This is a genomic window from Bacillus cereus group sp. MYBK101-2 (genome assembly GCF_051918845.1).
Taxonomy (GTDB): Bacteria; Bacillota; Bacilli; order Bacillales; family Bacillaceae_G; genus Bacillus_A; species Bacillus_A paranthracis.
Genome location: NZ_JBQAIE010000020.1, coordinates 37,483 through 51,268, shown reverse-complemented (window position 1 = coordinate 51,268; position 13,786 = coordinate 37,483). Strand labels below are relative to the sequence as shown.

Sequence of the window (13,786 nt, the reverse complement as noted above, 5' to 3'; positions counted from 1 at the left end):
TTCGTGTATTTATGGTGAAAGTAGTAGAACTTTTCGCGGGAGTAGGAGGTTTTAGATTAGGACTAGAAGCAAATGAAAACTTTGAAGTTCTTTGGGGAAACCAGTGGGAGCCCTCAACTAAAGCACAACATGCATTTAATTGCTATGCAACTCGCTTTGAAAATAAAGGAATACATGTAAATAGAGATATAGCAGAAGCTTGGCCGGAAATACCTGAGCATGATTTATTAGTAGGTGGATTCCCTTGTCAAGACTATTCTGTAGCACGTACTTTATCAAATGAAAAAGGAATACAAGGAAAAAAAGGTGTTCTTTTTTGGGAGATAATGAACATAGTTAATTCTCGCAAGCCAAGATTTGTTTTGTTAGAGAATGTAGATAGATTATTGAAATCACCAGCAAAACAAAGAGGTCGTGATTTTTCTATTATGCTGGCGAGCTTTAGCGATGCAGGGTATGTAGTCGAATGGAGAGTTATTAACGCTGCGGATTATGGAAATTCTCAAAGAAGACGAAGAGTATTTATTTTTGCGTATTTAAAAGAATCTCATTTCAAGTCTGTTCAAAGTAAAATGAAGCCTTTAGAGATATTGTGTGAAAATGGATTCTTCGCTCCAATTTTTAATGTGCATGAAGCACCTGAAGAAAACAAAAAAAGAGGGCAATTTGAGTTGCCAGTCGATATTATTGAAGTTTCTGATACATTTAAAGCTGAATACTATAATTCTGGCGTAATGATGGATGGACAAGTATATACGGAAGAATTAGTTCCAGTAACTGAAAGTCCAGAGACTTTAGGTGAAGTTGTTCAAAAGGTATATGATAAATTTGGCCCTGTAGATGAATCGTATTATTTAAAAATGGATAAGGTTAACAAAAAGGGCAGAACAGAATTTGAGGAACTTAAGTATCTTAAAGGTCCTAAAAAAGAAGAAAGAGTGTCAAAGGCGACAGGTCATAAATATTTCTACTCTGAGGGAGGAATGGCTTTCCCTGATGATTTAGATAAGCCTGGACGTACAATGTTAACAAGTGAAGGAACATGTAATAGAAGTTCTCATGTAATTGAAGATCCTTATACAAAAAGACTAAGATATTTAACACCAGTTGAATGTGAGTTATTAAATGGTTTCCCGATGGATTGGACAAATACAGGGATGCCACAAAGAAACAGATACTTTTGTATGGGAAATGCTTTAGTCGTTAATTTGGTAGAGCGAATGGGGCAAAGGATTTTAGAGATTAACAAAGAAGAAGAGAAGATGGATAGTATTGTGCAGTTGAGTTTATTTTAATAAATGAGGAAAGGAGTATAGTGAATTAGTTCACTATACTTTTTTTCTTGTAAAGAATAAATGTACGAAGTAGATAAATAGAAGGTTATTTATATGTGGTAATTTTTGGTTTTTTGTCGGATTATATTTTTATTCATGGGGTCTTATATTAAAATGTAATTAGATTTGGTATAGTACCGAGTCTACGTGCAAAAAATTAAGAGTTCCTAGTTTTATTAAAGGTGTTTCATAACTTTTCATGTACGTAGGTGAGGTCTGTCCTTTTAGGAGCAGACCTTTTTATTTTCAAGACAAATTTAATAAGATAAGGAAGTGTTGGTTCATGGTTAAACATAATCGTGAGAATAGTCCAAACGCAGGTTTATTTATTGTGGCATTACGCAATTTAGGGTATAACAATATATCCGCTATCAATGATCTTATTGATAACGCACTTGATGCGGAAGCAGATAAAATTATTGTGAAAATCGAAAGTATTGATGGTCTTATTGTAATATCTATTATAGACAATGGATATGGTATGAATTTTGATGTGTTAGATCAATCTCTTCGTTTAGGATCCGCTGTTGAACGTGATATCACAACAGAATTAGGGAAATTTGGAATGGGTCTTTCTACAGCATCTATTTCAATCGCTCGCCGTGTAGAGGTGATAACGAAACAATTAAAATCTCAAGCAATTTTAAAGGCAGCTCAGGATATAGATGAAATTATTAATGAAAATGCTTTCGTTAAATATATTGGAGAACCAGAAAAGGAAGATATAGACTTCTTTAATGTACATTTAGACGAGAAGGATCAAGGCACTGTTATTAGATTGATTGATTGTGACAAAATTACGAATAAAAAGTTGAATAATTTTGCTTCTCAACTTATGAAGGATATAGGACGCACGTTTCGTGAGTACATTAACGCAGGGCGAGAATTTTATGTTAATGGAAAAAAAGTAGAAGCAGATGATATTTACATGTTATCTGAAGGTGGAGAAATTTATTCTGATGAGGAATATGAATTTACTATTAAAGATGAAGAAGGGATTGAGAAGAAGGAAACAATTCGTGTACGTTTAGGAATTCTTCCTGATTTTGGGGTAGCGGGTAATTTATCTCGAAAAATTAATGCATCAACTCAAGGTTTTTATGTGATGCGTAACAATCGTGAAATTGAAAAGGGCTCAGTGCTAGATCTTTACACTCGACATCCACAACTTAATAGGTTTCGTGGAGAAATTTATTTCTCTGCTGCACTTGATGAAAATATGGGGGTTAACTTTCAGAAGAATGGTGTGAATTTAGAACAATCGATTTTTGATAAAATTCAGGCTGATGTGAAGCATCAAATAATTGCTATTAGGCGGATGTTACAGAGGGGAAAAGCGGCAAAAGAAGCACAGGACATAGATCATAAGGAATCAGAACGTCATATTAATAAGAAAGCGCCTTTATTAAAAACACCAAAGCCATCGGATGATACTGGAAAGCAGATCAATAATAAAAGGAAAGAAGATGGTGTAAGAGGGAAAGATAAGGTTTCGCGTAAGCCTCGTGAAAATGTTCGTGTGAGATTTGAGGCGCAGCATGATGGTAAGGCTGGTCATATTTATGAAGCTAGAATGGAAGGGAAAACAACGGTGATTGTCTGGAATATTGATCACCCTTTCTATGAGCGCTTTGTAATTGGTACAAAGGATGACAAAACATTATCTACTTCAATTGATTTTATGATTTACTCTTTGGCAACAGCTGAACTAAATATTATGAATGATGAAACACTCGATATGATTGAGGAGTTTAAGAATATAATGGCATTGAACTTAAATACATTATTAAGGTAAAAGATAAAAAACAAGTGAAGTGAACTCGAATAGTGGTACATGAAAAAAACTATGCTACCTGTTTCTTGTATTCTATAGGAGACAGGTAGTGTAACTTTTCATGAATACGTTCCATATTATAATACTCAATGTAATCGTGAAGGAGTTGTTTTTCTTGTGAATAAAATAATTCAGATTTCAATGAGGAATAAAAAGATTCTATTGCGGCATTATCAAGACAATTTCCTTTACGGGATATTTGGAAAGCGTAGGAGGTATACACGGCCCCTTGAGCACTATGTAGTATAATTTTAGCCTTTTGTTGTGATTTTAGTGCTTTCTCAACTGTTTTTAAGATGAGTGTTATGTTCTTGTCTATTACTTATTTCATACACAATGATTTCATGGTTATATAAATCCATAATACTTGATAAATACAACATCTCTGTACCAAATGGCAAATATGTAATATCTGTAACCTTTTTTTCATTTTGTTTGGTAGCTTGAAAGTTTAGATTTAAGAGATTCTCTACAACAATCCTATCTTCTCTTGCTTATAACTATACATTGTCAATTTTTCTTTTGCATTATTCTTTCGTTTCAATAAAGCAGTAATTTTTCGATGTCCATATCAAAAGTGATTTGTCATACAAATTGTCAAAATATCTTGTTCTAATTTTGTTTCCTTTATATCTTTCGCTTTATTTTTCCATCGATAATAAGTAGAACGAGGTATACCAATTAATATACATATCTTTTTAATGGAGTGCTCATTATTTTCATTAATTTCACTAATTCTACAACTACTTCTTTAACCAACTCCTCTCAATTTAGTGGTATTTTTTTCAATATCTATTTGCATTTTTAATTTTCTATTCTCTATTCTCTATTCCAGTTATACCTTCTTCACTAGTTTTTGGAGTGTACTTTGTTTTCCTACAGAGCAACTAAAACGATACGATTCACCTTCATGATGCCACTTCATCCAATTTTTAATCTGTGCTTTATTTTTAATTCCTCATTAATCCATAATTTCTTTGTTTGTGTACTCTTGTTTTTTCAGCTCGATTGTTTTCCGTTTAATTTCTTCTTAACAAGATTTTCGCGTTCCCGTAAAAGAAACACCTCCGTACATTCGTATTTAAATTAAATACGAATGTACGGAGGTGTTTTTGCATGTACCATTATTTGAGTTTACTTCTTTTTCGGATGGCTTTTTATATGGAGGTATTTAAGGGGGAACGAGGGCATAATAACAGTTATTTTAAGGGATGATTTTACAAATTGACAGTTAGAATTATTAGCACCTTTATTTGATTTTATTGATTTGATGCGAAATGAGGTTCAGTTTATCATGAATTTATTGATTGAATGGTGCAATATTAATTATATTTTTGTTAAATATATCGTTTATAAATTACTAAATAAATAAAATGTAATCAATATATTTGGAATTTATTTGTAAAATCAAGTTTTTATGTTAGTATATTCTATAATTAATAACATTAGATTTTTATATTATATGTGAATTGAAAAGGAGATTGATATATTCGTGGGATATAATGGTAAAAAGTCTGAGAAATTTAAAGAATTAGCAGAGAAACGTGTTTCAGATACGCTTAAAAAGTTACAGTTGATTGGTAATTTAGCGAATAAAAATAACTATGAGTATACAGATGAACAAGTGAAGCAGATTATTGAAACGCTAGATTCAGAGATTAAAAGTTTGAAAAATAAATTTATAGAAGAAAGTAAACAACGTTCTACGGAGTTTAAATTCAAATAGACAAATAACTATTTAAAGCTACAGGAGGGGAAGATATGCCTAAGTGGAAATTTCCTAATGGACAAGGGTTAACTCCAAAGGGGGTAAATAATCCATCAATTGAAATATTCTTAGATAATGTTGCGGAGTCTTTGACGCGTGAGGTACTGCAAAACTCATTGGATGCAAAAGATAAAAGCAAGGAAGAAGCAGTTGAAATTAGGTTTGACTTTTTTGAAATGCCAACAGAAAACATCTCCAATGTTAAATCTATTAAAGATGAGGCATTGCCGAAAGCACTTGAATTATGGACGGAAAAAAATAACAAAGACACTCTCGATTTTTTAAAGCGTTTTAGTGATGTGCTTCATGCACCTAAAGTACCTGTCTTAAAAATTAGTGACTACAATACAACAGGGTTAAATAAAAAGAAATATGAGTCATTAGTTTTGGGAGACGGTTATTCAGAAAAGGATGATACTGATTCAGCGGGAAGTAAAGGAATTGGTAAAGCAGCGCCGTTTGCAGCCTCAGATCTACGGATGGTGTTTTATAATACACTAGCAAATGAAGGAACTGAAAAGTCAGTAGGTGTAATGAATTTTGTTTCATTCAAAATCAAAGAAGAAAACTTCATTACACAAGAGCGTGCGACGTGTGTGGACGCTGAAGCAGACTATATTGCTGAACAGCAAACATTTGGTTACCCTAAAAGAAAAAATGACGAATTTGGGACAGATATTTTTATAATCGGTCTGAAAAATTATGATGAGTGGACGCAAAATATTGTTCTTTCAACGTTAAATAATTTTTTACTTGCGATTATTCAAGGAAAGCTTGTTGTAAAAGTTGGTAAAAGAGAAACTATTAACGATGTAACTGTACATTCTTTAATGAAGCGTATATATGAAGAAAATACACTTAGTGGGGATACAAAAGCGCAGTTTTTAAAAACGTATCGTTTTTATGAAGTACTAACAAGCGAGCAAACGCTAGATTTTGACTTGGATGAACGTTTTATAAAATATCCATTTGTTAAAGATGTAGCGGATGCTAAACTATATTTGTTGCAGCATGAGCCAGCTAATCGTACAGTATTGCAAACCCGTGCAGCTGGTATGAAAATTTATGAGCGTAATCGTGTTAGTGGCAATATCAATTTCTCAGGCGTATTTCAAGCGTTAGGAAAAGAATTGAATGCTTATTTAAAAGATTTAGAGAATGCTAATCATGATACATGGAGTATTGATCGTAAGCAGGGAGTAGCACATCAAGAAGCAGCAGATTTTTTAAAGGATTTATTACAATGGTATAAGGCTAAAGTACAAGAGGCATTTGCAGATATCAGTACGGATGTTATTGATGCATTCGGAGTGAATGATTTATTACCTTTAAATGAGCAACAAACGGAAGGGGAGAAAAAACAGAAAGATTCGGGTATAAAAAATAATTTCGAGGATTTTAAGTTATCGCGAAAAAATAATACGAATCAAACATTAGATGGCAATAAAGAAGAAGATTTGTTAAAGAATGTACTAGAAGCTGTTGGAATCGGAGATGGTGATACTTCTGGTAGCGGCGGTAAACGTGAGGGTAATGGCGGTGGAGACTCACCTCACACAAACTATGGGTCAAATGAAGAACCTGGCGATAAAGGTTCAAATAGTGAAGATGAGGAAGTTATCGCGAATAAGGAAAAACGAGTAGGTCCGTCTACTTCTATTAAGCTGAAAATTATTGAGCTTAATGCAGCTGAAGGGAAGTACCGAATTGTCGGGAAAGTATTGAAAAAATCAAAAGCAATTGAAGTTGAATTGAAGTCAATAGGTGCAAATGGTGTGACATACCCATTGAAAGTGGTGGATGTTGCAAGTCAATCGAATGAAATTTCGATTAAACGAAACGCAGTTCGATTAGAGAGTCTATCGAAAAACATGGTATTCAGTGCAGATATTTCAATTGATAGTAAATTACGGTTAAAAATGGAGGGCACGGTATATGAAATTAAAAGCTGATTTATTTCCGTATCCGGTTTTAAGTAGTGAAATGAATGACTATGAAAATAGCGAATTTAGTAGCGACATTCATTTTGAAAAAGTATCACCATCTAAAATGAATGTTATGGTGAAATTTAAATTAAACGATGCGATGTTAGAGCGATTCATTGCTGAAGGAAAGGCTGTGTATGCCGTTCATTTAGAAGGGGTTTCTTCAAGTTATCGTAAGTTATTTACAGCGTCCAAGTTACAAAATGAGCTTACGGTTTCGTTAAATGCTAACGAGATCAGTGGCAAAATTGAAGTGAATACGATGATTTTAGCTAATGAAGTGATTGAAAATTATAGTAATCCCAATTTCAATAATGAATACTACGGTGATAACTTTAATGTACTTAAGCTAATCAAAGGGGATATTTTAGCATTTGATACAATGGCGGAGCTAAATATTAAATTTGCTAATAAAGAAAATCCAAATGCTAAGTCGATGATTCGTGTTGCAGCGATTAATGATGTGTTTATGGATGTTAATATTGATGGCGATATTATTTTAGTCAACTTACCAAAAAATGCGCACGAAGCTTATCAAGTTATGAGTCGTTCGGATCAAGTTAAACAAAGCATGTTGTTAGTAACGATTGTTGTGCCCGCATTAACATATGTAATTGAGCGCGTGAAAAATGGTGATTTCAACAGAGATAGTTTATGGGTACCGGCGTTATTTGAGTTACTAAACAAAGCGGGCTATGACGAACAAACGATTTTAACTGCTGATGCCATGAAAGTTGCACAGCAGCTATTAGATGCACCTGTAGAAGATGCATTATATAACTTCTATAAAGGAGCGGAGCTTACGCATGACTAATGTTATTACATATGTAACAGATGAATTTCTAGAAAATTTTAAAGTTAATTTTAAAACGGATTATTTACCGTTGTATAAAACAAATAATACAGTAGAAATTACGAAACTCTTTTCGAATCCTGGAAATGTTCATGAAAGCTCGACAGTGTTTGATTATGTACCATTGAAGTTAGAAATAGTTGATGGTGAAGCTGCAAAAGAAAATATTCGAACGCTATGGAGTAGTTTGAAGCATATTTCAATTTCAGAAGCTGAAAGTGAGAAAATGTGGGTAGCTTTAGCCAACACGTACTACGTAGATTATCATTTAAATCAGTTGAATTTAATTTCATCTCAAGATAAGGACCGTAGTATTGAAAGTAGGACAATTTTTAACCAAGGCCATAAGCGCTCGCTGATGATTAATAATTTATCGTTACTATGGTGGATAGCTTATTACACTGTAGATGTGGAACATCCAAGTAACCCATTCCACTTAACAGACTTTTTTGTAGAAGGTGCATTCCGTGGTAACGCAGTTGCTTGGTTCTCGAGTAATATTATTTCTAACAAAGCTATTTCATTAGGGATTTTAGAGGCCATTAAAGAGCTAGCTGAGCAAGATAAGATGATTGTGAATCGCTATTCTTACTCAAATGCAAATAAAATCTTAAATCAAATTGGTGGTGTTAGAATATTAGACATGCTAACACGCGAGGAAGTAAAAGAAATTATTTGTACGAATCTTTTAGATACAGAAAAGATACGAGTGCCACAAATGCAATAATTAAAAATCACCCTATTGTATAAAGCATGGTGAATAAACGACGTTTAATAGATAGGGTGATGAACTAATCTATTCGGGTTGGACAAAACAAAAACATCCCCAATTGAAATAAGGGTTGGGCTAATATAATTTCATAGGATAACGTAAAACACCTCTGAGATGTAAAAATGATACCAAGCTTATTGAATTTTAGTTTTGTTTAATAAAGTAATTACATATAAAGACCTTATTTAAAAGCAATTCTTATTATAATAGACTTAAACTTTTATTGAGTGGGAATAATTAAAAGAAGCTTAGAATTCTTTATTTTAAAGGGTTCTAAGCTCTTTTTTCTTTCGATTACAAACAATAAAATCAGGATAGAGAATAAGTAGTTATAATCTCAATAATATTGTGCAGTAATGGTTTGGAATTTTTAAAGTCAATATCTTTATAATTTTTTGATATATAATTAGCGAATGCTACCTTTAAAAAAGAACGTGTGATTATTCAGTGCGTTCTAAAAAATCGATAATTATCAGTATATTACGAGATGGGTGTCTATATTGTTCCTAATGTAGTTTGAATGATTACCGTCGTAATTTTACTAAGGAACTTAGTAATAGCAAGTAAATATGGCCTCCACTGGTCTCAAACCAGCGACCGCCACCCCTTGTCAAGGTGATAATATTCCTGCTGAGCTACGAAGAAATGGTGGTTTAAAGGCACTTTTACGGCCTTGTATAAACGAAACTCTATAAAAAAGTGATGTTTACTGTAATTTATGTGATCATAAAATTTGCCTTTAACTGTCTCTATAGTGGTGGAGGTTAGTATTTTATTTATGATTAGTTTATAAAATTTTCTGTAGAGAATTATTTATAGCTGGGAATTTGTATGATGTTGTTACGAGTTTTACAGAAGGAGGATAATAAAGAAAAATTTTTGTAAAGTACATATTTTTTATATTAATTATCAGTTGAAACTAAGAAATGGAGTATTATTTTAGTGAAGTTTTTATTACATAGTAAAAATATAAACCTCTGTGGGCTATTGGTTTAGGGAAGGTGTAAGTAATTGGTAAGTGAATATAAAAGCGTTCTACAATATCAAATAATTAAACAAAACTATTCAAAATGGAAAGGCATATAGATTATAGCTAGAAGATTGATAATGAATTTTTTTCAATAAGGCTCGAAAGGAAGAAGTATCCCTCATCACCACTTCAGCAAAGTTGGCTGAAGTGGTGATGAGGGAGAATGTATATCATTCCAGTTTCTATCATAATATACACCCCTTCCATAACTAAATTATAAAGCCATTTAATTAAACTCGCTATCAATTTTTTGGATTAAATGGTACTTGAAATAGAGTATCATCCATAGGGTCAATTTTTAAATCCTGGCACATAGATTTATATAGTGCCAGTAATCTTCTATCTATTTCTTCTTTTCCAGGCTTTTCATATGTAATGCCATCATGAAATCGTCTTAATGCAGTTATAACTTCTTTATTCTTACCAAATATTATATAAATTTTGTTTAAAGCCCGAGAAAATTCGGTACTCTGCACATTAAACCTATTTTCTACAAAAGAAATTAATAATTCATACTTATCTCGTTTTTTTTGTCTTAGACCTTGTGTAAATAAGGTTATAATTACTCCTACCAGTCCAGAAAAGAAAATAAGAATAACGTATAACCACCCAGGAATCCCCATAAGTTCACTCTCTTTCTAACATTTTGTTTTATTGTAATATATTTCGTTTTATCTTAACAATATAATTTCGTATGTATTTCTAAGAAATTTAATTAGGTGAAGTGAAAAATTTGTATTTTAAGTAATCATTGGGAAGAAGTATTATTATTGGAGGATAGAAAGATTTTTAACTCTGCATTTGTTTAGATAAGTAGAAATGGCATATTAGTTGTATACCAGTGAAAGGATAGTTTTTTTGTATTATTTTTGTATTGTAGTTATTTAAAATGTGGTTTTTAGAGACGTTGAGAATTATAAGATGAGTGATACAAAGGACGGAGTAGCTATTGAAGTACCAGAAGTTGAAATAAATGAATTACTAGAACAAGTGGATGATGAGCTTAAAAGAGAAGATGTAACTATAGCAGAGGTAAATGCAGAAGAAAAAATAAAAAAGATAGAAGGAGGAAAGTAGAGATTGCTGGTTAGTTTAGCTGAAGGAAATATGAAACATATTATAACTAAGATAGCTTATTTATTAAATAAGTATCCATCGACAAGAAGTTCTGATATTATGCTACAATTAAAGTATTGGAGAGAATTAGTACTATTAGAATATATGTATGATGTGGAAAAATAGTTAGTTAGTGTGTTATTATATTAAAATACCTGAATGTTCATTTAGATTAATAATAAGTTTTTAGAAAGTATAAATGAGGAATATTTATGAAAGCAGTTGATTATTTTTATATGGGAGTTTTAAAACGAGAACTAAAACAAAAAATTGAAAATTTAATAATTGAGTGTAAATTAGAAATTACAAATCTAGGTATTGAAAATATGGAAGTAGAAGATTTAAAGCTATTGAATGCTTTTATTAAGTCGAAAGCAGAAGAAGTAAAAGCTACTCAAATATATACTGCAAAGTTGGCATTTGGATTAACATTTTTAACATTAATGTTGAAAGCGATTTTTCCTGTAAGTACTATTTGGTGGATTTTAATAGTTGCACTTATATTTATTTGTGTCTCTATTGCTTTCAAAATTGACGAAAAAATATTTAGAAAAAAGGTACAGACAGTTTATTATCTTTCTAATCTACTAGATTTGTATATTAAAGAAAGAGAAAAAGGTTCATCAAACTAAAAATTGAAAAGATAGTGAACTGACCCACGAATTTGGTACATGAAAAAACACCTATGCTACCTGTTTCTTATATTCTATAGGAGACAGGTAGTTTAACTTTTCTTGAATACGTTCCGTATTATAATACTCAATGTAATCGTGAATGAGTTGTTTGAGAGTAGAAGTTGAATGTATTTGTTTTTCTTTGGAGTAAAACAATTCAGATTTCAATGAGGAATGAAAAGATTCTATTACGGGATTATCATGGCAATTTCCTTTACGGGACATACTTGTGGTAATGCCATTCTCTTTAGATAACGTTTGGAAAGCGTAGGAGGTATACACGGCCCCTTAATCACTATGTAGTATAATTTGAGTCTTTTGTTTTAGTTTGATTGCCTTCTCAACTGTGTTTAAGACAAGTGTTACGTCTTGTCTGTTACTTATTTCATACGCAATGATTTCATTGTTATATAAATCCATCATAATTGATAAATACAACATCTCTGTACCAAATGGCAAATATGTAATGTCTGTAACCTATTTTTCATTTGGCTTGTTAGCTTGAAAGTTTCTATTTAAGAGATTCTCTACAACAATTCTACTTTCTCTATTGATCTAGGTTCTTCTCTTTCTTTTGACCCTACATTGTAAACTTTTCTTTTGCATTATTTTTTGTACAGTTTTTCGATTTAGGTGATAATTATATTTTCGTTTCAATAAAGCAGTAACTTTTCGATGGCCATATCGAAAGTGATTTGTCATACAAATTGTCAAAATAGCCTGTTCTAATTTTGCTTCCTTTACATCTTTTGCTTTATTTTTCCATCGATAATAAGTAGAATGAGGTATACCAATTAATATACATATCTCTTTAATGGAGTACTCATCTTTGATCAACTCCACTACTTCTACAACTACTTCTTTAACCAACTCCTCTCGATTTCGTGGTACTTTTTTTTAATATCTAGTTGCATTTTTAATTTCCGATTCTTTATTTGAAGTTTCTCGATTTCAGTTATGCCTTCTTCACTAACCTTTTGTAGCGTACTTTGTTTTCCTACAGGGCGACTAAAACGATACGTTTCACCTTCACGATGCCACTTCATCCAAGTTTAATCTGTGCTTTATTTTTAATTCCTAATTGTTCCATAATTTCTTTGTTTGTGTATCCTTGTTTTTTCAGTTCGATTGTTTTCCATTTAATTTCTTCTGAATAAGATTTTCTTGTTCCCATAAAAGAAACACCTCCGTATATTCGTATTTAAATTAAATACGAATATACGGAGGTGTTTTTTCATGTACCACTCTTCGGGTTCATTTGATTTTTGTATTACTAATCGTGTTGAATCTTTGAAAAAGTAGGAGGCCTCCCTTGTCAAGTTCTTTTAATTTTCAAGTGATTTTTATAGAGATTAATGTGGGGGGAATTCGTGACTAGATAAATCCTTAGTATTTAAAGAGGATATATACAGTTGATCTTTTAATTTAGTAGAGATATAATAGGTGAATCATAAAAATGAAAGGGGGAAGAGCGGTGAATTTTATGATTCCTTTGACTGGTATCTCAATCTTGTTTCTCTGCTATTGGTGTGTTGTGAATCAATATATTGTAGTTAAATGGAGTGCTATTTTTAAGAAGCTTAATGAAAATGTAGTGTTTGGGATATTTATTACATGTATGTTATTTTGGCTGCAGTATTTATTTCAAATGTTTTTTGATAGATAATTAGTTTTTTATGAGGTAAATAGACACAACGAAGTATGTAAGATATTTCATTGTGTCTATTTTTCAGAATTAATTACAGTTTATTTCTTGCATCTCCCCCAACGTCACCCCCTAACCTAAAGAAGACAAATCAAAAAGGGGGACCAAACTACTCATGAAAACTACCACAAAAGAAAAAAGAAACACCATCATCATGCTACTACTCTCAGCCGCAATAGGAATTTTTTCACCACTATTCATGTACATCACGCTGGCACGTAAAAATGAAGTGTACAAATACCATTGCCGAAAGGCTTTCAACTTTCATTTGTTAATTTTTCTTCTATTTAATATTAGTTCGCGTGTTAGTGATGTTTTGTTTTGGCTTGTGTTTGCCTTTGAGGTCGTTCAAGTGATTTTTGTTGCGTGGAAAGTAATACGCGACGAACCATATCGCTATTTCATTCGAATACCGTTATTTAAAGAAGATAAGTATGCGGTGGAAGGAGAATAGGTGATGAAACAAGAAGTGGAGATAAGGGGAAAGCGACTTTTGGTTATGATTGCAGTGTTGTTTATTGCGATTTATATTGTTTTACGAAAAAGAAAGTATGAGTACTTTTATGATGGTATTAGTGAGTATGAAAATCGTTATAAAGGGAATGTTCCTTTTTTATTATTCTTTGTAGGTTTGTTTCAATATTGTCGGCAGAATGAGATGAGTTTTTCTCATATGCTTCAGTATGTGAAAGAGAAGTTAGCGGAGTAGGTGATG

The 13,786-nt window shown here is 32.0% G+C and carries 13 protein-coding genes and 1 pseudogene; 11 read left to right on the top strand and 3 right to left on the bottom strand.

Going from position 1 to position 13,786, the window contains the following annotated elements:
* Positions 1 to 11: 11 nt before the first annotated feature.
* Positions 12 to 1,295 (top strand): DNA (cytosine-5-)-methyltransferase, encoded by a 1,284-nt coding sequence (dcm, locus tag ACTFSI_RS25330; RefSeq protein WP_440045720.1) that lies wholly within the window; start codon positions 12 to 14, stop codon positions 1,293 to 1,295.
* A gap of 322 nt (positions 1,296 to 1,617) precedes the next feature.
* Complete coding sequence (locus ACTFSI_RS25325; RefSeq protein WP_070805355.1) at positions 1,618 to 3,129, top strand: ATP-binding protein; 1,512 nt, start codon at positions 1,618 to 1,620, stop codon at positions 3,127 to 3,129.
* Between the two features lie 49 nt (positions 3,130 to 3,178).
* Here the strand turns inward: ACTFSI_RS25325 and ACTFSI_RS25320 are convergent, their stop codons facing one another.
* A complete protein-coding gene (locus ACTFSI_RS25320; RefSeq protein WP_440045719.1) occupies positions 3,179 to 3,391 on the bottom strand; it encodes an IS3 family transposase in 213 nt (70 codons plus the stop codon).
* A 1,269-nt stretch (positions 3,392 to 4,660) separates the two neighbouring features.
* Here ACTFSI_RS25320 and ACTFSI_RS25315 point away from each other — a divergent pair.
* From ACTFSI_RS25315 to ACTFSI_RS25300, 4 genes are read left to right on the top strand one after another with little or no spacing between them, the layout of a single operon-like run.
* Positions 4,661 to 4,894, top strand: a complete 234-nt coding sequence (locus ACTFSI_RS25315; protein WP_097843729.1) for a hypothetical protein — start codon at positions 4,661 to 4,663, stop codon at positions 4,892 to 4,894.
* Between the two features lie 35 nt (positions 4,895 to 4,929).
* On the top strand, positions 4,930 to 6,888 hold the full coding sequence (locus ACTFSI_RS25310; RefSeq protein ID WP_440045718.1) for a hypothetical protein: 1,959 nt from the start codon (positions 4,930 to 4,932) through the stop codon (positions 6,886 to 6,888).
* Positions 6,872 to 7,735: a hypothetical protein gene (locus ACTFSI_RS25305; protein ID WP_000767884.1), complete on the top strand. Its 864-nt coding sequence runs from the start codon at positions 6,872 to 6,874 to the stop codon at positions 7,733 to 7,735. Before ACTFSI_RS25310 ends, ACTFSI_RS25305 begins: the two co-directional genes overlap by 17 nt.
* The gene (locus tag ACTFSI_RS25300) at positions 7,728 to 8,501 is read left to right on the top strand and encodes a DUF6339 family protein (RefSeq protein ID WP_265153449.1); all 774 of its coding nucleotides are present in this window, start codon (positions 7,728 to 7,730) and stop codon (positions 8,499 to 8,501) included. The genes ACTFSI_RS25305 and ACTFSI_RS25300 overlap by 8 nt, the downstream gene beginning before the upstream one ends.
* A 1,317-nt stretch (positions 8,502 to 9,818) precedes the next feature.
* On the opposite strand, the gene ACTFSI_RS25295 is transcribed toward ACTFSI_RS25300, so the two are convergent.
* Positions 9,819 to 10,199: a DUF6680 family protein gene (locus ACTFSI_RS25295; protein ID WP_098705666.1), complete on the bottom strand. Its 381-nt coding sequence runs from the start codon at positions 10,197 to 10,199 to the stop codon at positions 9,819 to 9,821.
* Positions 10,200 to 10,497: 298 nt separating this feature from the next.
* Here ACTFSI_RS25295 and ACTFSI_RS25290 point away from each other — a divergent pair, with 298 nt between their 5' ends.
* The 3 genes from ACTFSI_RS25290 to ACTFSI_RS25280 all read left to right on the top strand — a co-directional run bounded on the left by ACTFSI_RS25290 (position 10,498) and on the right by ACTFSI_RS25280 (position 11,324).
* Positions 10,498 to 10,653, top strand: coding sequence for a hypothetical protein (locus ACTFSI_RS25290; RefSeq protein ID WP_410561025.1), 156 nt, complete (start codon positions 10,498 to 10,500; stop codon positions 10,651 to 10,653).
* 3 nt (positions 10,654 to 10,656) lie between these two features.
* The gene (locus ACTFSI_RS25285) at positions 10,657 to 10,818 is read left to right on the top strand and encodes a hypothetical protein (RefSeq protein ID WP_255291127.1); all 162 of its coding nucleotides are present in this window, start codon (positions 10,657 to 10,659) and stop codon (positions 10,816 to 10,818) included.
* Between the two features lie 86 nt (positions 10,819 to 10,904).
* Positions 10,905 to 11,324, top strand: a complete 420-nt coding sequence (locus ACTFSI_RS25280; RefSeq protein WP_410561024.1) for a hypothetical protein — start codon at positions 10,905 to 10,907, stop codon at positions 11,322 to 11,324.
* 51 nt (positions 11,325 to 11,375) lie between these two features.
* Here the strand turns inward: ACTFSI_RS25280 and ACTFSI_RS25275 are convergent.
* Positions 11,376 to 12,540 (bottom strand): annotated as a pseudogene (locus ACTFSI_RS25275) (IS3 family transposase).
* Positions 12,541 to 13,186: 646 nt separating this feature from the next.
* Between ACTFSI_RS25275 and ACTFSI_RS25270 the strand changes: the two are divergent.
* Together ACTFSI_RS25270 and ACTFSI_RS25265 are read left to right on the top strand one after the other, a co-directional pair.
* On the top strand, positions 13,187 to 13,525 hold the full coding sequence (locus tag ACTFSI_RS25270) for a DUF4870 domain-containing protein (protein ID WP_075396556.1): 339 nt from the start codon (positions 13,187 to 13,189) through the stop codon (positions 13,523 to 13,525).
* A gap of 3 nt (positions 13,526 to 13,528) precedes the next feature.
* On the top strand, positions 13,529 to 13,780 hold the full coding sequence (locus ACTFSI_RS25265) for a hypothetical protein (RefSeq protein WP_000808326.1): 252 nt from the start codon (positions 13,529 to 13,531) through the stop codon (positions 13,778 to 13,780).
* Positions 13,781 to 13,786: the final 6 nt, after the last annotated feature.

Coding starts and splice junctions, on each gene's coding strand:
- ACTFSI_RS25300 (WP_265153449.1), top strand. CDS start 7,728: ATGACTAATGTTATTACATATGTAACAGATGAATTTCTAGAAAATTTT.
- ACTFSI_RS25305 (WP_000767884.1), top strand. CDS start 6,872: ATGAAATTAAAAGCTGATTTATTTCCGTATCCGGTTTTAAGTAGTGAA.
- ACTFSI_RS25265 (WP_000808326.1), top strand. CDS start 13,529: ATGAAACAAGAAGTGGAGATAAGGGGAAAGCGACTTTTGGTTATGATT.
- ACTFSI_RS25270 (WP_075396556.1), top strand. CDS start 13,187: ATGAAAACTACCACAAAAGAAAAAAGAAACACCATCATCATGCTACTA.
- dcm (WP_440045720.1), top strand. CDS start 12: ATGGTGAAAGTAGTAGAACTTTTCGCGGGAGTAGGAGGTTTTAGATTA.
- ACTFSI_RS25290 (WP_410561025.1), top strand. CDS start 10,498: ATGAGTGATACAAAGGACGGAGTAGCTATTGAAGTACCAGAAGTTGAA.
- ACTFSI_RS25280 (WP_410561024.1), top strand. CDS start 10,905: ATGAAAGCAGTTGATTATTTTTATATGGGAGTTTTAAAACGAGAACTA.
- ACTFSI_RS25325 (WP_070805355.1), top strand. CDS start 1,618: ATGGTTAAACATAATCGTGAGAATAGTCCAAACGCAGGTTTATTTATT.
- ACTFSI_RS25295 (WP_098705666.1), bottom strand. CDS start 10,199: ATGGGGATTCCTGGGTGGTTATACGTTATTCTTATTTTCTTTTCTGGA.
- ACTFSI_RS25310 (WP_440045718.1), top strand. CDS start 4,930: ATGCCTAAGTGGAAATTTCCTAATGGACAAGGGTTAACTCCAAAGGGG.